13 protein-coding genes are annotated in these 22171 nt (G+C 52.0%); 2 read left to right on the forward strand and 11 right to left on the reverse strand.

Going from position 1 to position 22171, the window contains the following annotated elements; all coding sequences use genetic code 11:
• Positions 1-154 precede the first annotated feature (154 nt).
• Positions 155-1396 (forward strand): hypothetical protein, encoded by a 1242-nt coding sequence (locus IIA05_04360; GenBank protein MCH9026337.1) that lies wholly within the window; start codon positions 155-157, stop codon positions 1394-1396.
• A gap of 551 nt (positions 1397-1947) precedes the next feature.
• On the opposite strand, the gene IIA05_04365 is transcribed toward IIA05_04360, so the two are convergent.
• The 7 genes from IIA05_04365 to IIA05_04395 form a co-directional block, all read right to left on the reverse strand.
• Complete coding sequence (locus tag IIA05_04365) at positions 1948-2631, reverse strand: hypothetical protein (protein ID MCH9026338.1); 684 nt, start codon at positions 2629-2631, stop codon at positions 1948-1950.
• On the reverse strand, positions 2612-3457 hold the full coding sequence (locus IIA05_04370; GenBank protein MCH9026339.1) for a DNA-protecting protein DprA: 846 nt from the start codon (positions 3455-3457) through the stop codon (positions 2612-2614). The genes IIA05_04365 and IIA05_04370 overlap by 20 nt, the downstream gene beginning before the upstream one ends.
• Before the next feature lie 174 nt (positions 3458-3631).
• A complete protein-coding gene (locus tag IIA05_04375; GenBank protein MCH9026340.1) occupies positions 3632-4108 on the reverse strand; it encodes a terminase small subunit in 477 nt (158 codons plus the stop codon).
• A 724-nt stretch (positions 4109-4832) separates the two neighbouring features.
• Positions 4833-5450 carry a hypothetical protein gene (locus tag IIA05_04380; protein MCH9026341.1) on the reverse strand — a complete coding sequence of 206 codons (618 nt, stop codon included), beginning with the start codon at positions 5448-5450 and terminating at the stop codon, positions 4833-4835.
• Between the two features lie 551 nt (positions 5451-6001).
• Positions 6002-6859 (reverse strand): hypothetical protein, encoded by an 858-nt coding sequence (locus IIA05_04385; GenBank protein MCH9026342.1) that lies wholly within the window; start codon positions 6857-6859, stop codon positions 6002-6004.
• A 72-nt stretch (positions 6860-6931) separates the two neighbouring features.
• The gene (locus tag IIA05_04390; GenBank protein ID MCH9026343.1) at positions 6932-7759 is read right to left on the reverse strand and encodes a hypothetical protein; all 828 of its coding nucleotides are present in this window, start codon (positions 7757-7759) and stop codon (positions 6932-6934) included.
• 2 nt (positions 7760-7761) lie between these two features.
• The gene (locus tag IIA05_04395) at positions 7762-8415 is read right to left on the reverse strand and encodes a hypothetical protein (protein ID MCH9026344.1); all 654 of its coding nucleotides are present in this window, start codon (positions 8413-8415) and stop codon (positions 7762-7764) included.
• A gap of 230 nt (positions 8416-8645) precedes the next feature.
• Between IIA05_04395 and IIA05_04400 the strand changes: the two genes are divergently transcribed.
• A complete protein-coding gene (locus IIA05_04400) occupies positions 8646-12977 on the forward strand; it encodes a hypothetical protein (GenBank protein ID MCH9026345.1) in 4332 nt (1443 codons plus the stop codon).
• Here the strand turns inward: IIA05_04400 and IIA05_04405 are convergent.
• The 4 genes from IIA05_04405 to IIA05_04420 are packed head-to-tail and all read right to left on the reverse strand — an operon-like array spanning position 12974 to position 21939.
• Complete coding sequence (locus IIA05_04405) at positions 12974-17029, reverse strand: DEAD/DEAH box helicase family protein (protein MCH9026346.1); 4056 nt, start codon at positions 17027-17029, stop codon at positions 12974-12976. The two genes, IIA05_04400 and IIA05_04405, sit on opposite strands and share 4 nt — an antisense overlap.
• Positions 17022-18422 carry a restriction endonuclease subunit S gene (locus IIA05_04410; GenBank protein MCH9026347.1) on the reverse strand — a complete coding sequence of 467 codons (1401 nt, stop codon included), beginning with the start codon at positions 18420-18422 and terminating at the stop codon, positions 17022-17024. Before IIA05_04410 ends, IIA05_04405 begins: the two co-directional genes overlap by 8 nt.
• A complete protein-coding gene (locus tag IIA05_04415; GenBank protein MCH9026348.1) occupies positions 18422-19543 on the reverse strand; it encodes a DUF4062 domain-containing protein in 1122 nt (373 codons plus the stop codon). The genes IIA05_04410 and IIA05_04415 overlap by 1 nt, the downstream gene beginning before the upstream one ends.
• A gap of 2 nt (positions 19544-19545) precedes the next feature.
• Positions 19546-21939: an SAM-dependent DNA methyltransferase gene (locus IIA05_04420; GenBank protein MCH9026349.1), complete on the reverse strand. Its 2394-nt coding sequence runs from the start codon at positions 21937-21939 to the stop codon at positions 19546-19548.
• Positions 21940-22171: the final 232 nt, after the last annotated feature.

Genomic DNA, 22171 nt, shown 5'->3' on the forward strand with positions numbered 1-22171 from the left:
CATATTCAATTTGGACCAGCGTAAAATCCAGAGTTGGGCGCTCAGTGGGCGCGGTAGAGCAGAGGATTGGATCGGGGGGAGCAATGACGAACGGGAAGGCCTACCTTGAGCTCTCAGGAGAGTGCACTTCTCATTGGTCGTCGTAGCCGTCGGTTTGGCGCTGACCATTGTAATGAGTCGACCCGCCGAGATCTCGCGGGCGATAGACGATTTCGAGAAGATTCAACGAGTCATTTCCTTGTGGAGCGGTACGTGGCTGCAGAATTATGCATTCGCGAAGTTTCCGGAACTCCAAGATGTTAGTTATCTGCCAACGGAGGCACAACTTAAGTTCAGTAGTCCTTGGTTAGGCAAACGTAGTGAGTCGCTCGCCGTGCCAGTTCGTTTAAAGATAATACCTGGCATCGTCGCTCGCTCAAGCTCCGGCGAACTCGGTGTATACGAGGGCCTAGGGTATTTCTCAACGCTCGCGTCTTTTCGCCGCCTGTGGGACGGTCTTGGCGAGAGTTTGGACCTTCTCTCACCATCCGAAGGATCCCTGATAGGAAGCAATTTCCAAGTCGCTCTCTGGGAACAAGAAGGAGACCAAGACATTGAAGAGATGCTGTATGGCGAAGTTGTAGAAGCGAGCGATACGGAGGTTGCGGGTGGTCCGTCGGAATTGATCTTGTCGATTACTCATGCTGGATACTCCACTCCCAGGATGCGGGGCTCACACAAACCGATGGTCAGCGGCGTCTACCTAGTTGCCAGTGTCACACGATGGGTCGACGCCGACGATCGCTGGATCTCCGCTCTGCTGGGTTCGAACGCTCCCGCATTTGGCGACGTACTCATTCCAATTCAGGCCTATCGGACCCGATCGATACACGGGCAGGCAGCGCTGAGCGAGTTCTTCGGCGTCGACTTCGAGCGTTATGGATCCTTTGCTGAAGCATTTCGCGAACTCGATGGCTTCACGAGCGAGATCGGGGATGTCCGGCTGGACAGCGTTGCGCGAGTGTTGGAGAATGAACGGAAACGGACGTCCGAGTCGTTCCAAGCCTTCGGTTTGAAGGTGCCGGCGGCGGAGCTATATAGATGGGGCTCGCCCCTGCTTGTCGTGATTCAACTCTATTTCCTTCTCCACCTGAACGCCTTGACGAGCGCGGTGGCTGCTAGCGAGAGGCGATCCGTGCCTTGGATCGGAATATACAACAATCGGTTGTCGCGAACGGTCACGGTCACATCGGCCGTGATGCTCCCGTTGGCGGTTGTCGTTGTACTCCAATTGGATGGTTGGTCCTCTCACTGGTTGGGATGGCTGTTGAATGGCACGCTAGTGGCCGCAAGCACAACTATTGGGGGCTTCACGGCAGCAGCCCTACACAAGATCCACCAAGAGTCAGCGTCGTAGGGAATCGGGCGGGACCTCTGCTCACAAGCTTGTGATTTCGCTCTTTCATGCGGTGCAGACCAGCTTAGGCTCCCCATATCTAAGCGATAACGCTAGGCCAGAGTCCAAATTAGCGCATGTCCGTTCAGCTTCGAAAGCGGAATTTTAGCGAGGTCCCTCGGTCCAGCCTGCAACCGAAGTCGGGATGCATCGCCCGTTCGCAACGGGCCGTGAACAAAATGATCCACATCGATTGATTGATATTTGCGGCGCGCCAACGCGTTACCGACTTTTTATCTACAACGCATATTGCTCAAATGAACGGATTTTAAGTCGTTCCTGCGCTGTTTTTCAGCGTTTCTAACGATACCAGAATCGTTATCTAACTTACTGACACAACAAGCAATTGGAGTGGTTTCCTACTTCTCTCTTGCCTTGGTTGTTTGAGGCTCGTTTTGGGTGAGTGTGGCCCAAATTTGGACCATTTCATTGAAAAGTTCAGTTCCGGTAGCTTGTCTGTAACGGAATTTTTGTGAATTATAAAAACTCAATGCGTCAAGCTCGTCAATTGGCTAAACCTCCTCGATGTCTTCGAATTCCGCTAACGGGTCGGCATGTATGCAGCGAGCAACGAAAATACCTAAGATATGCACCTTAGGTAGCTGGTGCTTGATGAGATTGGCGCAGCATTTGAAGTGCTTTCCTGTGGTGAGGACGTCGTCAAATAGTACGATTCCTTTTGACCGTACGTCTTTCGCATTGAGCAGGTCTATATCAATTTCTAAGATCTCGGACAGCCGGTTTGGACTTATTCGATCATGGTCGCGGTGATGGTCAGCGTTAACGCTTTCGGTCTGCCGTATCATCTGCCGAATATCGGCGTCGAAACCATCAAATGCCTCTGTGAGCGTCTGAGTCAATCGAGGGTCATAGTCGGCATGGCCTTCCGCCTTTGAGCACGGAATTGGCACCCAGGTGTATGACTCAATATCGTGCTGCTTGATAGATCTTCGGAGCCCTTGAGCGATCAACCTAATCGCTTGCTTCTTGTAACGTCTACGATAGATATTATTTGCAATTGCGGACGGTTTGGCCTTGAAATTGAAAATCAATTGGTTTGTAGGGCCGCCGCTATAACCTTGCCCACCGAAATACTCGCCAAAGTAAATACAGCGATCATCATCCGTTAAGTAGTAGTGACTACCTCGGCTGGTTTCGTCTATCCATGTTAACCGGCTAGGTAGCGAGGTGCTCATGGATTTCGTCGAACTCACGAACACGAATAGCGCCACGCTCTAAAAACTTAGCGGGCCAATCCAGTTTTGGATCGCGAAAGCAACTGTCAAGAATGAACAGTTTTCGCTCTTGCAAAATCGCGTGTCGTGCCTGAACCAAGGTACCAGAAGTGTTGCCAGCCTCGACAATTACCGTGGCGTCGGTAAGGGCGGACATAGTGATATTTCGCTCTGGAAAGAAAAGCCGGTTCCCGCGCCAGGTCTGACGAGAGTACCGAACGATTGGGATTTGACTGATGAGCAAGTATTGATCGGCGATGCGGCGCTGAAGATCCGCATTGTCGGCTGGGTATGACGATGTAATCGGCGTACCCAGCACTGCGATGGTTTGGCCGTCCGACTCGATCGCCGTTTCGTGAGCTATCGTATCGATTCCTGCTGCAAGACCGGACACAATAGTAAAGTCGTTTTCAACAAACTTCATCACCAGCTTTTCCGCGCGTCGCCGACCATCATCGGATGGCTTACGGGTTCCTACAATCGCGACGCAACGCGTTGAGGTGATATCCCAATTTCCCTGGAAATACAGCAGTTCGACGGGGTGTGCAGCATCGCGGAGCTTCGGCGGATATTCCCCGGCCCCATGAACCCGAACACCGAAATGTTTGATCCCAAACTCGCGTATTGAACCGATAGCAAGGCGCGAAAATTTCTGAGCTTCCGCCTCAGACACAAAATCAGACGGCACTGCGTCGGAATGGTCCCGGAATATATCGGCCAATGTCTTGAAAGATGTGCCCTCCCGTGCCCAAAGCGCCTCGTATGCGCCAAGTTCCCGGGCTGGCATTACCGCTCGGGCTCTAAAGTCCGGAGAGGCCGCCTGAGAAATCAGATCACTAATTTTGTCCCACTCCCAGAGTTGTCCAATCAGTACTGTATAGAATCACAGTATAACGATTTACAAAGTGTTTCGATACTAGGCAAAGTCCCAAGCCTAGACTTTTCTTCTCCTGCCCGCATCCTATTTGCGATTGCTGCCGAGCTTATCGGCGAGCGTCGTCAACGCCTGGTCAACCTCATCAGCGAGAATCGCTTTGATCGCCGTGATTTTCTTGACTCCGATCACCATCGGCGCAACCCGAGAGATCATTTGCTTGAGCCTGGTCCGGATCTCGATCGATGCCGCCGTGACCTGGCGCTCAAATTCGTCAAGATCTCCGACCTGGCCGCGAGCCTTTGCCGCGTCCAGCTCGGCAATGATCGTCTCGGCCCGGAGCTTGCGCTTTCGCAGCTCGTTGATATCCGTCTCGCGAACATCGCCGATCGCCTCTTTCACGGCCTCATCGATTCGCCATTGAGCAACCTCGGCCGTGTTTAATTGCCACTCGATGCCCTTCGCTCGATTCGCTCTCGCGATGTACGGACAACCACGGCGAACCATAGACAGCAACGTATTGCGCTGAACTCCGATGATCCGCGCAAGCTCGGCGAGACTCACAATTTGTCCCTTGTCAGCCATTGAGGGTGATCATCATCAATCCACTTTCCAGCGCAAAAAAAAACATGAAACTCTGCGCTGCTGCGTACCCACAATGCCGCCACCGCCGAGGTAGGACCCGAAAGATTCTAGTCGATATGCTAAATGTCATTGTTCAGTCTCAGTTCTACAGGCAATGTCGTGTCAGATCGAAATAGAATGCTGCCTTCGCCGGAATAAGTAGTTCAATCAATCCGAAGTTTACCGCGGCGACAGATACATGCCGGCTGTTCTATCAAAAATCTCCGAAACGACAAATTTCTTTAGAAATGCCCTAAGCGTCTGAGGCGCATTTGACAGTTATTTTCTACGCTGATGCCGTACCACCAACACACGGATTTTCAGTCGCGAGTTGGTTCGCCTGAGGCTATATATTTCAATGAGTTACCGGGGCGCCCGTTGCCCAATTCGCACTACAATGCATAACGATGCAGAGCTAGTTCACGCAAAATTCACGCGGCGCTAAGACTGCGTTAGCGCACTGCTATTGCTCCTCGGATTCCAGATCACCAAGTCTTACTGACGCGAATTTTCCTTCGCGCTTCTTAAACTCGCCAAGGTGGCAAAATGGAGGTGCCTAACGTCGATGTTAAGCACCTCCTCTCCTTGCCCGGCCGCGCCTATCCAAGCTCTGCAATGCCTGGCCAAGCCGATCCTGGCCTTTGCAGGCCGAACCCAGCGAAACCTAGTGTGCGCTTACCTCTTCAACTGTGAAGCGGCCGAAGTCCCCAGACTTCTCGGGCCGCCAATCTCCTATTCCGATGATCCGCCCGGCGGTCTCTAGCCATCGCACAATGTCGCTCGCATTTGCCTGTGAAGTGTCATAGTGAATATCGACTTCCGCAGACCAGTCGTGAAACTGGGGCCGAGTTCTCATCACGCGCGATGAAGCTATTTTGACCGACACGCGGTGAACATTCTGTGTATCTCCGTCGCCCCAAAGCTCGTCCAAATTATTTCCCGACGCGTTGTGCTCAAGAACTGGAGAGCCTCGGACGAAGGTACCGCCTCTAGCTTGTGGACCACTTTTCTCTTTTTTCGCGCCACCAATTAGCGCCGCTTTGATCGACTCGGCTGGAAGTATCACGTTCTCGTCTTTATCGACATACAAACTTCCTCGCCATTCGAGAAAAGCCATTTGAAGTAGATCTGCGTCGGTCTTCTTGCGTTTGCCGCTTATCTCCTTTATCGCCTTGGCGGTCGGATTTAGCGGATCTGATAATCGTGCAGAGTGCTGCAAGAGCGGCGTTACTCCATTGAGTCTTAAACGTACCGCCTCCAGCGTATTTGGTTGTGATGTCATGAATTTTCTCCTAAGTTTTTATAGCTTTCAAAAGTGAAGTCTCTTGTGCGTTGGCACAAAAGTTGCGAGAGATTCTTGGTGCGGTGTTGTTCCTATTTCATTTCGCACGAACGGAACGAACGAGTCCGACGAATCTGGTATTGCGTAAACTGGAATTAGTGACGAAGCAGCATGTCGAGCGCGTCGGACGTCATTGGTATGAAGGTCGTGGCAACGGATACAGAGAATAACGACCTCGTCTAAATGTTCAGCGCCCCAGTTGTCATAGTGCCGGTGGTGGCACTCCAGTGCGTATCCATCTTTTTCTGTTCGCCAGCACGTCCTGCATGCGTGGCGATCCCGCTCAAGGGCCGCGCCGCGTATGACACTCCAATGTCTTGGATTTGGATAGTTCGAGCGCGGTCGAGCAATTCGATGGCCGTTGGCCACGTAGCCATTGTTTGAAAATGTAGACATGGTGAACTCCTTGGTCGTTGGACGGACTGGCGTCCTAAGGAGATCAGTATATGTGGTGGGTAGAGTTCGATGGTGTAGAAACCGTCCCGGGAAAACTAGGTTTTTGCGGGACGTTTAAGCTTTAGATACTTTTGAGCGCTCGGTGGAAACGAATCCAGAAAATCTTGAGCAGCATTGTCCGTAAGCCAACAAGTCGCAGAACTGGCTAACTCATCCGAGTGTTTATCCAGCGCCTTACGAACGAGGTCGGGGAATTTGGATCTGGATTTGTAATTATTGACCAGGGTTTTTGGCATGTGCTCTAGATTGTACTTCTCGATCACGGCGTTTGCGGCCTTCGTTTGTGAAACGCCAAACTCCTCTACTAGCGTCTTCATATCCAGATTGATTCGAGCGCCATCAAGTTGCCGGGTGTGTTCTTGAAGTGGCGATGTCGAACCGCTGCCCTTTGCCTGCAGTTTCAGTCGCGCCGCAACCAATTCGGGATCTCGGTCGTTCAAAATCTTGCTGAAAGCTTCCGCCAATGGATCAAGAATCCATTGGCCTGGCGCAACGCCGTTCTCGACCAAAATGACGAACGCATCGAGCAACATGGGCATGTTGCCACTTACACTGTGCTGATACCTCAACTCGTCATACTCGAACCAGTCCTCGAATTCGAGCGCTTCTGCCGTTATACAGGGAAGCGGCTCGTCTGCCATACACTCGACGATTCGCTTTAAGTGCTCGATTGCTGATTCAAGTTCTCGACGTTTCTGTTCGCCGTATTGTTCACAGTCCAGCGACTCAACCACGTCGCTAAGCGCTTTTTGCGCCCTGGAGCGAAGTAGCGGGCGCTCACGTTCATTGTAAGTGCGCAGAGCCTCGTTGGCATCCTCGACTTCGTCACATGGCTCGAATGGTTCGTTTCCATTTGACGGTTGGCGATCGTCGGACTTATTGGAATTGGACATTTGACACCAGTTCACCTTTGAGAAGACTAAATGATCCGTTCACTTCGTAGCATTCCCTCAGTGCCTCCAGAATCATAGTTCCCACCGTTGGGATCCCTTGATCAGCTTGTGGGTCCAGCGCACCACTGGCTCGTCCGCATTAATAACGTACTCCTGTGCTCGCGGATAGGACTGAAAGTAATCCTCCTTCCATGAATTATCTGTGTGGTAGCTAATCTGCAGATGCCGAAACAACTTGGGATCGAGGGACCATCTGCTTCGCGAGAAACCCAACTTGGTCAAAATAAGCGCGTCCCTAAATTTGAAGACGCCGGCGCCTTGAACTCCCGCATCGCTACCAAGCGACTTGCTTGCAACGTAAATTACATTTGTTGGCTTCGCCAATCGTTTCTGATTCGCGTGAGGATGATCCTGGAGCCACTCCGGCAGGTCGACCAGATTATTCGCACAAATAATGTCGCCCACCTGAAGATATCCATAGATCGCATGATATTCGGGGCAATCCGTTCGAAATCGCAAACGACTGTCGATCTCCTCAGTATGCCGAAACCACCCATAGAATAAGAACAAATCGCCAACCTGAACGCCCTGGTTTCTTAGATGGCCAGAGGCGGAGCCTATCTGACCTAACGAGGGCAACCATCCGGCCCCTCTCTTTCGCGCACCTGCAATCAGATCTGGATCGGCGTGGGCTCCTTTGCCACCAATCTTCGCCCCGGCGTCCAATTCACCAATGATGCCAGCAATTGTCCTCCCACCCGGTGCTGGTAACGAATCATAGTCAATAGAGTCCAGATCGCTTGGAATTGGCAGACTGATCATAGTGCCATCTGGGAGTATGGGGTTGGCGTGGCCTCCCACACTGCTGTCAAATCCTTTGCGACTCAGGATGACTTTCAAGTTTAGCCACTCCAGCTATCATCATCTGGCCAATCGTGTGGTGGCGCAATGACCTGTATGCCGTCAGCTTGTTCGAATACGTAGTCGACGAGAAGTTGAACCTTCTCCTGATCGTGTGTTGGCGCGCCATAAGGGGATACGCCGTTTGGCACCGCTGGCCGCAATTCAACGGGAATATGCAGCGCTTCTCGACCGAAATACACGAATCGTTTCCCGATGAGGACGAACTCACCATTGACGTCGCGCTTTCTCGCATCGCCGACGCGACATTTGCTAGAACCATCCCAATGGTGCGGATTACGCTGTTGCTCAAAGTCGGAGGGCAGCACTGCGCCCGGTAGCCGTGGTTTATAGATATTGTCGCCGGCTCGGCGCACTGCCAGCTCTGAATCTGGGCTCGATCTCTTGTCGGCGAATCGGTCGTCCTCAAAGTAATCCGCGATACTAAGCTTCTCACCGACGTGCATGATATAGATCAGTCTTTCCCCTCCTGGTCGATCGCCACATAGACTCGTGGATGTAAATCCGGCGATCCAATCCCCCTCGACCCTTTTTTGGCGCATTTTCGGCTTGCAGGTCGCGAGTGTCAGAAAACTCCAGAACGGATTCGGTGCGAAACCAGTGTCGTGAGTCAACTTATAAGAGTAGAGCGACATCTATCGATTACCCAGTGATCAATCGTCCCATATTCACGCTACAATACTCCGATTCCAAGTAATAATGCGTGGCACGTTTCAAGATATCACTGCGAATCAGGACGAAGCGTAGTCAGCACATTTTGGGGCTTGCGCCTGCATTTAGTCGCTCGCATTAGTAAGATTTTGACGGGCATCTTTACCGAATCTGTGGCTGAGAAACCGATGTATAGGATGTAAGCTCCGACCTAATGACAGATTATCTCGATTTGGGCCGTCAATTCATGCCATTCCAGGACGAAGAGTCTTGGGAGGTGCAGTATCAGTCTTTCTTGTCCGATGAGTTCTATGGTTGTGAGGGCTGGCCGAGCCTGCTTGAGAACAAGCGCATAGTAATACTGGCGGAAGCAGGCGCAGGAAAGACCGCAGAAATGCGCGAGAAAGCTATGGCGCTAGTCCATGCCGGGTCAACCGCGTTTTTCGCGACAGTCAACGAACTTGCAGTAGCTCCGTTTTCGGACTCTCTTTTTACAGCCAAAGAGAAACAGCGGTTTCATGACTGGCTCAATGGCAATTGCGAAGCAATTTTCTTTCTGGACTCCGTCGACGAAGCACGCTTGTCAGGCCGTAGTTTGCGAAGCGCATTGTCTCGGCTTGCTAATGACATAGAAGGGCACGCCGCCCGTGCCACGATTTTGATTTCGTGCCGCGTCAGCGACTGGCGGGCGACACAAGATCTAAACACAGTAAAGGAGATTCTCTGTAAGCCGTCAGAGGTTCCGTCCGAAGATTGGCCTTTGCCGCCGGGCGGCGATGACGAGGCATTATATGCGCCACTTTTCTCGGACACCCGAGAGGCCGAAGAAAATGAAGAGCAAACAACGCCGATAAGTTACGAGCTCCATGTGGTAGCGCTTGCCCCGCTAACCTTGAAGCAAGCTAAGCGCTTGGCGGAATTCGTCGGCGTGTCAAATTCAGAAGAGTTCATCCAAGCAGTACGGGATGCGGACGCTGAGGATCTTGTTAACCGACCTCAAGACTTGCTCAATTTGGCCAGCCTTTGGCGGGATAGAACATCTGTCGGATCAAAGTACGAAATTTTGAAGTGGTCGATCGTCCAACGACTTCGCGAGACAAACTTAGATCTTAGCGCGATAGATGCTCTGTCCGAAGAAAGCGCACATGTTGGCGCGAAAGCTGTTGCAGCCGCTCTAACTTTCGGACAGAGGCGTTTCATTGCCTGGCCTTTGGATACGCCGACGAGCGCCGCCGACGCTCTTTCGTTGAACCCGCAAGATGTACTTCAAGACTGGAGTGGACAACTTCAAAAAACGTTGCTTAATCGTGCCCTGTTCGATCCAGCTTCTCATGGGCGTGTACGGTTCCATCATCGGTCTGTACAAGAGTTGCTATGCGCGGAATGGCTATGCGATCAATTGAGCGCCGGCTGCCCTATACGACGAATATGGGCGTTGCTTGCCGAAGAAAAGTACGGAAGTGTTCGCATCCGTCCGGCTATGCGTCCGGTTACCGCGTGGCTAGCCCAACTTAACACTCACATCCGCCATTTAGTATTGCGAGTTTCGCCTGATCTGCTAATCGAAGGAGGCGATCCAGAACTGCTTCCGATCGCAGCACGCGAGACTGTTCTAGCAAAGTTCGCGGAGACCTATCGCGGGCGAAACGATGCTGGCGTAAGCATCGATATCGATCAGATTGAACGGCTAGCTGATCCGGTGCTGGCCAAAAAGATCAGGGCGTTATGGAACGAGGGTGCCAAAGACGGGGAATTGCGGGAGTTACTATTGCGAATTATCTGGATTGGTAAGATCAAAGCTTGTAGCGACATCGCGCTACGTTCCGCAATGAGCAGATGGGGATACTACGAACGCTTGCTGGGTGCCAAGGCAATTGCTGAGTTCGGCAATTCGAGTCAACGACGAAAACTTGCGGACCATCTGATCAAATATGCCAGAACTTATCCGAAAAAGGCCTTCGCGGAAGCTCTACAGGCCGTCTTTCCATCGACACTTACTATTGATGAGCTTGAAGAACTGATCCGGAAATCTCCGCCAGACAACATGAAGGCCATTCATTCTGGTTTGTACTATGGGCTCACAACAATCGTACAAAGTGCTTATTTGCCAGACAAAGAGGGACTTGTAATTCTCCTTCAAAATCTTGCTATGGAAAAGCCGTGGATAGATCAACGTTATAGACACTTCTCCAAGCGATTCACAGGCGTGCGAGCACCACTAGCAGATCTCTGTGCTCGATTGATTCGAGACGCAGATAGTGCAGAGGTGACCGAAAGAGTTGCTGAAGCGACTCGTTTAGTCGGCCGAATATCGGCTCACTCCGGTGAGTTTCAGATAGAAAAGTCCGCCGAACGTCTTTCGAAAGCTGTGTCCAACAATAGCGCGGTTAACCGCCAATTGTATTGGAGTGCCGTTAAAGAGCAGCGAGCGAAAAACGTCGACCTTTGGGGGCATTTGGCCGTCAACCCGTATGGCGAGCTGTGGCGAATTCAAGAGAAGGATCTTGACTGGCTATTATCTGACCTGATGACTCGGACTCATTCCAATGACAAAACGATGGCACTTGGTGCTTCACTGCAGGCTTGGAATGCGAGCGGTCGAGACCCAAAAATACTCGAGAAAATCCAAGGCGCTGTAGCCGGATCGGCCGAACTTGAGAGCCAGCTTGAGAGCACGCTCAACCCGCCGGCTCGCGAAGAAGAAGAATGGGAAAGAGAACATGCGGAACAAACTGCCGAGTTAAAGGCGCGTCGCGAAGCGGATCGTTCGAAAGTTAAAGAAAGCTGGAGGGAGTTCCGAGATCGTCTCGTCTCCGATCCAACAAGGCTAGCCGATGGAAAAGCGGTCAATGATCTGTATCACCTTGCGCGATGGCTCGGGCTTCGCAACCGTCGTGATTCATATTCGCTCTCGGATTGGCAGTCTCTTGCATCGGCGTTTTCGCCTGAGGTGGCCGAATCTGCTCGACTTGGATTTATTGCGTACTGGCGCACCTATGATCCAGGAGTGGCGAAAGCGCGCAAGAGCTCAACGCCAGTATTAGCCTTAATCGCATTGATCGGATTGGAGATCGAGTCCAAAGAAAGTCCCAATTTCCTGACAGGTTGCACAAAAGATGAAGTTGCCTGTGCGACTGTGCTAGCACTATATGAAATGAATGGATTTCCTGACTGGGCACCCAATCTGTGGATTAGCCAGCCCAAAACTGCAGAACGTGTCTTGCGCAATGAAGCGCGATGGGAGCTCGCTAGGACTGCGAGGCAAGGCGCTGCGCACCATGTCATCGCTATTTTTGCCTACGCAGAAGAGCCGTTCCGGTCTTTGGCCGCAAACTGGATGTTGTGCGAGCTAGAGGAAAAAACGCCAAGAAACGATGCCGCGCTGTCACGAGCGCTGGACGTTATCGCGGGCGCGGAAAGAGACTTCACTAGTCGTTTAGCGTTACTAGCAGCGTCTAGATTTGGATCAGAGCGCAGAATTTCGCGCCGTCTAGTATGGCTCGCGATTTGGTTGGGAGTGGATTCTAATTCGGCGCTCGATCATTTGGATTTATGGATCAAGAAGCAAAGGGCGAAATCGAAACAAGACGATCTCGTGATGAATCTCTTAAACGGTATGTTTGATAGCGGAGTCTATCGATTCGGCTCACAGTATCGCGATTTTGCCAAATTCGAATCTGTCACGCGTCTACTACGAATCGCGTATGCACACGTTCGGCGAGACGACGATAGGGAACATGAGGGGTCGTATTCACCAAACGCCCGCGACAACGCAGAACAAGCTCGTAGCAATCTTCTTGGCATTCTTCTGGAGATTCCCGGCGAACAGACCTACTGGCAGCTTATCGAGATGAGCGAGGAGCCGAACTTTGAAACAGTAAGTGAGCGGTTTCGAGTCTTGGCAGACCGTCGCGCAACTGCGGATGCCGACCTGGTGCCCTGGAAGCCTGCCGATGTCGTACGATTCCAAAGAGACTTCGAACGGGCTCCATCGACACTGGAAGATTTGCACCAAGTCGTTCTCGACCGACTTTGGGACATTGAAGACGAAATGCAAGTCGGCCGGTTCAGTGGCAAAGCCGCGTTGCGACAGGACCACCTAGAGCGAGCGGAGGAAAGGGTAGTCCAGCTTGGCATAGCAGAGCAGTTGCGCCTGCGTGCAAGTGGCGCCTATTCGTTGGAGCGGGAACCCGAACTGGAGTCACACGATGAACCGGATATTAGTATACAAAGAGCGGGGATCGAGGAGGCCCTTCCCGTTGAGATCAAAGTTGCAGATAGTTGGTCATGTACTCAGCTAACCGAAGCAATATCTGGCCAACTGATTGGCCAATACATGCGACCACGATCAGCGACTTGCGGGCATCTTGTCATTACGCACCACGGCAAGAAGCGCTACTGGCGTCCCGGTAAAGGGTGTCCCCAATTAGACTTTCCACGCCTTGTGCAGTCCCTTCAAGCGAAGGCAGATGAGTTTGCTAATGCCGATTCCGACATCGATCGAGTATCGGTTACGGGCATCGATCTAACTGAATCGCTAAATTAGCCGGCTTCAGCGTTTTGATTCTTCAATAATTTCTCAAACCAAACGACCGCCGCCTCGCCCTCCTTCTTAACGACCTCGTCTATAGTACGACTGTGTCGAATTACATTTCGCAATTCAGCCATTTGGCCTAATCGCTTTTGCAAAACCAACTTTTGCCCGAGCTTGGGCTCGAATCTCGGCCAAAGATCCTTGCTCACTATCGCCGCCTCTAGCTCCCTCAAATCGAAAAACTCCAAGACAGATTCAGTAGTTTGATAATCTTCGCGTTTCTTCGTGGCGTCTTTCTTCAATAACCCGGCAATTCGCTCGTTAGCTTTTTCAACGACGTGGTTCGGAAAAGACTTCGGATCCGGCCCGATCGATTCTGCAATCAATTTTCTCAGCGACAGCTCAACACTCTCGATCGATTCATCGAGATGCCGGACGGAGACTTCCTGATATCCCGAGTCCTCGTAGGTCAGCCCAAACACAGTATCTGTCAGCCAATGCCTGAATGACTCGTTATCCTGAAACTGCTTGAACAACTGCGCATCGTCCGAGAATAGCGCCGTTACAACTTGCTTGAGCGCCTTATCATGCTCAATTCGCGCATTCTGCTTATCCGAATGCTTCTTGGCATTTTGGTAGGCTTGATCGGCGGACACCCTACGCGGTAACTCATCGATGATGCGCTGCTCCATACGCTCTATGTCATCAAATAGCCCGCCAAACTGGTCGTTGAACGACTTGATAATATTTGACAGGCGGTCCATCTCCGGCTCGGCTACTCGTCCGCCACCGGATGTCGGCACTGGCCCGATTTCCGCGTCCTCGTCGGGCAATGCTATGGCCATAGTTGCTTTTTTCTCGGCTCGATAGCTGTCCATATCGATCGCCTCGAGAATACCTTTCGAGAGATCCTCTTCAATTGGCGCTGGAAGTTTCGGTATTAGGAAATTGAGAAAAATTGAGAGCTTCTCCCAGTCCTGCAAACCATAGTCCAATATTGTTGCAAGGAAATCGTATGTTCTAGTAAATGCCTTGGCCTTGCCTTTGAAATCAACCTGGCCGTCCTCATCCAGGTCGGTAACGTATACCGCAACACACGCATCCAATATCGGGTCGAGCATATCGCGATCGGCACCTCCTAAGTAGCGCTCCACCACCGTGTCAATCTGCAGCTGCGCATATACCTGGTAAGCATCTAAATCAGCTTTCAAAGAGTGTAGTTTGTCAGGGTCAGTCTCTTTGCTAAGTATGGTGGTCCGATAGTAATCTGCGAAGGAGTCTTCGATCGTGTCCGTATCGTTCTGGAAATCCAAAACGAAGACGTCGTGTTTCTTCGGATGGGATCGATTAAGGCGCGAAAGCGTCTGTACCGCCTTGATCCCAGATAACATCTTGTCGACGTACATCGTATGCAGCAGCGGCTCGTCATAACCCATCTGGAATTTATCGGCACAGACAAGGAAGCGATACGGGTCTTCCTGAATCCTGTCAGGAATGTCGTTACTGGAAAAACTATTTAGCTTTGCTTCGGTAACCTTTTCGCCCTTGTAGACCGGTTCTCCCGAGAAGGCGACGATCGCCTTATACGGGCTCTTATTTGTCTCCAAGTATTGTTGAATGGCGAAGTAATACTTTATCGCTCGTTGAATACCGTCAGTGACTACCATCGCCCTTGCTTGCCCGCCAATCTTTCGCTGCCCAATCACCTGCTCTACAAAGTGATCGACCATGATTTCCGCTTTCTCTCGGATGGCTGTTTCGTGGCCTTCAACGTAGCGGCGCAGCTTCTTGCGCGCCTTTTTCACATCGAATTCAGGGTCGCCCTCAATCGTTTTAGCTAATCGATAGTAACTCTTGACCGGCGTGTAATACTTCAAGACATCAAGAATGAATCCTTCCTGGATTGCCTGTTTCATGGTGTAACTGTGGAAGGGTCTATGCTTGATTTCGTCGCCCACGCGATACGGAATACCGAACAACTGCAAGGTCTTGTTTTTCGGCGTCGCCGTGAAAGCGAAGTAGCTGGCATTCGTAAGCAATTTCCGCGATTCAATAATCTTATTGATTTTGTCCTCTGTTGTTTCTTCCTCCTCGGCCGGCCTTTCGTCCGCTAATGCCATATTCATTTTGGCTGCTGTACGCCCGCCTTGGCTCGAATGAGCTTCGTCAATAATGATCGCGAATCGCTTGCCGCGATGTTCCTCGCCGATTGTATCCAGTACGAACGGGAAGGTTTGTACTGTTGATATGACGATTTTCTTGCCGTCTTTGAGGTATTTCGCCAATTGCTTGGTCTTGGAGGCGCCGTCACCCTCCTTCACCGCGCCGATGATCGAAGAAACCTGTGCGAAGGCTTTGATGGTCTCGCGAATCTGCTTATCGAGAATCCGCCGATCTGTAATGACGATGATGGTGTCGAATACATCAGCGCCTGCTTGGCGCAGCCCGATTAGCTGATGCGCCAGCCAGGCGATCGAGTTGGACTTGCCGCTGCCGGCTGAATGCTGGACCAGGTACCGCTTACCTGCGCCACTCCATGCCGCGTCGGCCAGCAGCTTGCGAACGACATCGAGCTGTTGGTATCTGGGGAATATTTGTACTCGTTTCTTTTTGCCCGTCTTTTCATTCTTTTCTTCCACGATCTGTGCGTAGTTCTCAAGGATATCGGTCAAACCACCGGGCGTAAGGATTCGCCGCCACAGGTAGTCGGTTTTGATTCCATAGGGATTCGGTGGGTTACCCGCCCCGTGATTCCAACCCTGGTTGAACGGCAAGAACCACGAGGCTTTTGCCATCCCTTTGGTGCCCTTCAGGTGTGTGCACATCCGCACTTCGTGGTCATCCATTGCGAAATGCACGACGCAGCGCCCAAAAAGGAATAGTGTCTCTCGCGGGTCACGATCGCGTTTGTATTGTTCCTCTGCATCTTCGGCGGTTTGCTTCGTGAGGCTGTTCTTTAGCTCGAAGGTCGCTACGGGCAAACCGTTGATAAACAGCCCCAGATCCAATGCGCGCTTTGTTTCTTCTCGGCTATACCGCAGTTGACGGGTATTGCTGAATCGATTGAGCGCGTGGCGCTCGACGGCACGCTCATTCTCGGGGGACGGCGTACCATAAAAGAGATCTACGTGATGCTTGCCGTGACTCACTCCTTTACGCAGCACGTCTATGCTGCCGCGCCGAGTGATCTCGCCCTGGAGCCGCGAGAGAAACTTCCTGCGCACCGGGCCATCGATGCGCAGTTCTAGCGCCTCGACAAGATTTTCCTGGGTCGCCTCGACGAAACACGCCAACTGCTCCAGATCGAGCGCGAATTCGCGATCGTAATCCGTGTTCTTGCCTTCGATCCACCCGAACGCCAGCATCGAGTCAAAAATCAACGACTCGAGGCCTTCTTCTTTAACGTTGGTCACCGGCGGTCGGTCGGCAGGCGTTGGTCGCGCTGTTTCAATTAACTTGATGCCGCCCTCAGGTCCAAATCGGGTTATCGCCTTCGCATCATCGCGGATAACTTCATGAATTCGCTCCAATGGCACCGAGAACTCGTCGAGAAAAGCCGCAAGCCGCGGATCTTCTGATTGAAAGCCCAGAATCACTTTTTCAGCCGCACCGCGTGGCATTTCCAACCGAATCAAAGAGCTGTTCGTTGGCGCCACAGTGACAACTCTAACCTCTGAGATATGTACATCGGAGTAGGCCGCCATCATGCGTACAAGCCGGGCACGTTCCGCATCAGTCATCGAATCGACAGGTGCGGCGGCAATCAAGTCAATCATTGCCTTTTGGTCAGCCGAAACCGGAGGCAGCCGATCACGCTCTAATGCGCACGGCGACTCCTTGAATCGACGCAGCTGGGATTCTGGCCAGTTCTCAGAATGTGAACGCGTATGACAGTTGGCACACAGCACGACCAAGTTCTCGAAGCTATGATCTTTTGTCTTGGACCAGCGAATAATGTGGGCCTTCTCGAGCGCAACCGGCTCACAGCAGCACGCACATCGATAACGGCACTCGAACATCAAGTCGCGCTGGATAGCCGCAGGGATGGCAGGGCGATTACTCATCCACTTCCTCCATATCAAATTCGTCTCCCAACTCGTCGCCAAGTCCATCGGCGCCAGCGATCAAGGCCTCAGGTGTGGGCAGTTCCGGCAACTGTGCCGCAGCGGCACGAACATCCAGCTTGCCAGTGACGATATCGGACGTAAGCCGCGCGCTATATTCTTGCATCAAGGCGATTTCTCTATTGGCCCGATCAATTGCTGCAGTTGGAATTGCAGTTTCATTATTCACGAAGTCTACAATTTCTCGCTGCTCGTCTTTTGGAGGAATGACGATTGGTATTTTGAAAAACTCTTTAGGATAGAGGCGAAGACGGGAAGCCCTAATACCTGTGGAACGAGTTATATAATTTGCTTTGTAAGGCTCAGTACGCAGGAGCAAATCGCCATAGTCGTCAACCAACCGCTTCGGCTCTCTTTGACGATAAACAGCATAAGCTGGGCTTATGACTCCCTCGTGCTTAGAAAAGCCTAGCGCGGCCATCCAAGCCCACATAGTGTTAATCGCGAGATCGCCGGGCCGACATATCTTGTGCCCCACATTTGATTCGGCCTTGAACATTGTTATGTTCTTCTCGCTTCTCGGCGTAACTCCCGTTAGATGGGAAACCGACAGCATTTCCTCACGACCGGTTTTCGAGCGCTCATCAATTTCCTTGAAAACGTTTTTTGCGCGCCTTATATCCCAGTGCTCGGGAATGTCACCAAGCCACTTAACGCCCGAGGACTTGAGCTTGACGTTAGGGTCCAGGCCGCGAGTAACGGCTCGCTGGACAATGCTCTGCTTTTGCTCGTTCAGCAGCCCAATGAGTCGCCGCTTGGCGCGAATGAAACTATCAATCTTTTGGTTTGCATGACCCAGAAAATTAACGATATCTGATTGTTCATCAGGAGGCGGAAGAATTGCGCCTATAACTTTGAAGTGCTCTGGCCGGAGACTCCACATATCAGACGAAATACCATACGACCATCGTTCTGCTTCTTTAGCAAATCCTGGCGTGCGATAGAGGTGATGAAAATACCACGGGTTAACCGCATGTCGAGGCCGGACAACAATGTAGGCGGGACTAATAATTCCTCTCAACTCCGAGGCACCCAACGCCCCTTGCCACGCTCGCATCTTGTTGTATGCAAGCTCGCCCGGCCGCACAAGCTTATACTTGGACTTATTAGTATTCGAACTATCTTTCTTAGAAGTGCCAGCCAGAAGCTCTCTTTGCTTGATAATTCCGCGACCAATAGTTACAGATAGCATCTCTTCTTCTGGGTGATTCTGATCTTTCACCTCATCAAATAAAGCCCGATTGGGTAATAGAGACCAATGAATTGGTACTCGACCGAGCCATTTCTGACCAGAATCTTTGTACTCGGAGTACGGTTTGAGGTTTCTAATCATCACTTCGCCTCTTTTGCGATGGCACGCACAATCCGCGCTCTTGCCATCGCCCGCTCTGCCATAAGCGATTCTTCACCCGTCTGGTTTAGCCATTCGAAAAAGCGTTGAACTCCGTGGCGCGTGTTCGCCTCGTCGCGACAGTTGGTGATGAATACGAACTGCACTTTCTGCACAGGGTCGGCCACAAAAACACCGAACGGTGCTGTGACAACTGTTGCATCCGGAAAGCCCAGCAGTTTCATCGCCTGCCCTTCGGTCGCATTCTTGTTACAGGCAATGACATGCACCGGGCCACCCCGCTTGCCGGCCAACGCATCGGCGAGCAGATGGTCACGAAGGAATGGTTGCCCGACCATCTCCCTAGCTGCACCTACAGAAAGAGAAGCCGGTATTGCGTGAGGCTCGACAAGAATGTCTCGCCCATCGACTTGAGCAAACACTTTCTTACCATCTTCCTCCGATCCGCTACGGGCAAGCATTGAATCCCGTAGCACACGAACCATCTCGGCCTGACGAGTGGCGAAGTCGAGCCGCGTCCAATCCAGCGCCGCACCGCTGTGAAACTTCCCTTTGGATGCTTCGCGGACGCCCGATTGCGTTAATGAGACGATGGCTTCATGAAGCGCCTCCTGAACACGCTTTTTGAGGTCTTTTACTGTCTTAACCGTCCCGCCGCGAAACAGGCTTTGCTGTGCCACGTAATCCTGAAAGCGTTGGTTGCGACTGCCTTCTGCGGTCTTTTTAGTCAGAATGTTGTCGAGCCCGATCAAACGTACTTTGGCCGGTGCGATGGACAAACCCGTCATCAGCTCCGCATGGCAAATACCTATATCGCCGGCACCATCGGCCCAGCCGGCATTGCCGTTGCTGATGACGATCAGGACATCACAATCTTTAACCGCTTGCAGGCAGACATCCCAGGAATCCCAGGTGCCGCCCTTCGGCGGTGTTTCTTCGTTGATCCAGACTTCGAAAGGCTTCTTGCCCAGCAGCTCTATCGCTTCGATGTCCTTTTTGAGCTCTTTGCGTATGGCGGACAAGTCCGTCTTTTTCTGGCCGGCCGGAAAGGGATCGACACAGCGGCTGGAGATCATGACGCGAAGTTTAGAAGATGCCGCCATCGCTATTTCTCGCTTCCAGTAATCTCGCCGAGCAACCCTTCGGTTTCCTGTTCCAGAGCGAGGATGTCGGCACTGATTTCTTCAAGGCTGCGCAACACTGGCGGCTTGTAGAAGTGCCGGGTGAAGCTGATCTCGTAACCAATTTTGGTATCACCCTCGACAATCCAGGCGTCTGGTATGTAGGGCAGCACCTCGCGCCGAATGAATGACTCGATGCCTTGTTTTGTTGTGGCTTCCGTTGGCAGTTCGCCTGGCAGGCCGGACGCGGGTGCTTCGAGAAAGGGAATCTGCTCATGGTCGCGCAGTTCGCTGTCTGGCTCGTATTCAACCACGCATTGCTCGCCATTAAGCTCCACCTCGTAAAGGCCGCGGAGTGGATCCGGTTCAAAAATAGCCCCTTTCTTGCCTTCGCCGGCTTTATGGATCTTCTTGATCACGCAGGGCGCACCCTCGACCCGCCAACTCACAGCGTTGATTATCGCCTTGAGATCGGCCGCGCCGAGTTTGATATCGAGTTTCTTAAGCGCCGCTTTAACTGATTTAATAAAGACGTTGTGATCCTCGAACAAGCTATCGCCAATCTCCGCACGCAGTCGACCACCAATGTCAAGGAGCTTGGCATCACGCTTCCACGTTTCTTCTTTAAATAATTTCTTTTTCTTAGCGGCGGTCAAACCCTTCTTCGATGACTTAGCTTCACCTTCTTCGTCGGCTTCATCATCCTCTTCTTTGCCCCAGTTCTCGACCAACTCTTTCAGTTGCTTACGTATGGTGGCGGGTTTATCGAACAGCGGCTCGCCCAGCTCATCATAGAGGGCTGCGCGAATCTCCTCATCACCAGAGGCGAAGCGGAGGCCCTCGATAGCTTTGCGGCTGAACTGGCTATGCAGGCGCAGCGGGCGTTCAACCTTGACCTTCCAGTAGCCGAACTCGGCATTCGGAAATATCTTCGATTGCTCAGTCTCGGCAAAATCAATAAAAGTATCGCAAACTTGCTTGATATTGGCGGGTGATAACTCGCAGTTTTTCTTACCCATGTTCTTGCGCAAGGGCTCGAACCATTCGGTGCCGTCGATGAGCTGGACTTTGCCCTTGCGCTCGTCGGGCTTGCGGTTGGTCAGTACCCAGACGTAAGTGGCGAGTGGGGTGTTATAGAACATATTCTGTGGCAGCGCGACGATGGCTTCCAGCCAGTCATTTTCAATGATCCACCGCCGAATGTTGCTCTCGCCCTGCCCGGCATCGCCGGTAAAGAGCGACGAGCCGTTATGGACTTCGGCGATGCGGCTGCCCAGCGGGGTGTCGTGCTTCATTTTGCTCAGCATGTTCGCTAGGAACATCATTTGCCCATCGCTCGAGCGAGTGACAAGAGAGTATTCGGAGTCGCCCGCATGGCTGATAACGAAGCGCGGGTCAGCCAACTCCTTTTTGCCACCCATTTTCTCGAGATCGACCTTCCAACTCTTGCCGTACGGTGGATTAGCCAGCATGAAATCGAACTCGCGGGAGCGGTAGGCATCGTTCGACAAGGTTGAATGCGCCGGTCCGCCAACTATGTTATCGGCCGCGTCGCCTTCTCCCTTCAGCAGCAGGTCTGCCTTGCAGATCGCGTAGGTCTCGGCAGAAATCTCCTGACCGTATAGATGAGTAGCAACTTGCTTGCCATGGTCTTTGGCGATCTGCTGCAAAGTTTCCTCAGCAACGGTGAGCATACCGCCAGTGCCGCAGGCGCAGTCGTAGAGGAGGTAGGTGCCAGATTCGACCTCGTTGGCAATAGGCAGAAACATTAGGTTTGTCATCAGGCGCACCGCATCTCGGGGTGTCCAGTGTTCCCCGGCTTCCTCGTTATTCTCCTCGTTAAAACGACGAACCAGTTCCTCAAACATCGTGCCCATCGAATGATTGTCGAGCGCCGGCAAATCGCCGACCGCCTCAGGCGTTAGATTGATGTCTTTATCAAGAAACTTCTCGATGAGCGGCCCGAGCAAATCGCCTTTCGATAAACGAGGAATCTGATTACGAAACTCGAAATTGGTCAGAATATCTTGGACGTTCGGGGAGAAACCATCGAGGTATGCCTCAAAATCATCCTTTAGCTTTTGTTCGGTGCCTCGAGACTTAAGGTCCCGAAGCAGGAATGGCGAAGTATTGTAGAAAGCCTGGCCGGCAGCTGCTCGTAAAGCATCGTCTTGATTCGCGACCTTCTCGCGATCAAGCGCTTTTTTCATATCGAGCACATCTTGTTTGGTTGGCTCGAGAACCGCATCGAGTCGACGCAGGACCGTCATCGGCAATATCACATCTCGATACTTGCCTCGGTTATAGACGTCTCGCAGGAGGTCGTCGGCGATACTCCAGATGAAGTTGGTAAGCCAGTTGAGTTGATTTTGATCCATGCTTCTCGACAATATCGCTGTTCGAATGTTGAGCTATTGTGCCACAGAGTTAGTTGGACTTTGTGCCGTAGATACTTAATCGCCGCCGGCTTGTCGGGCGGGGAGCCGGCAACCTCAACCTAACGTTTCTCATCGTGCAAATTCAACTGACCAGAGCCGCACGATATGCGTTGAACTTTGAGAAGAGCAGCTTTTGTAAATGCATGCATCGACACCCCGCGGCTTTTTCGCG

It is taken from the genome of Pseudomonadota bacterium, from assembly GCA_022572885.1.
Classification (GTDB): domain Bacteria; phylum Pseudomonadota; class Gammaproteobacteria; order Steroidobacterales; family MnTg04; genus MnTg04.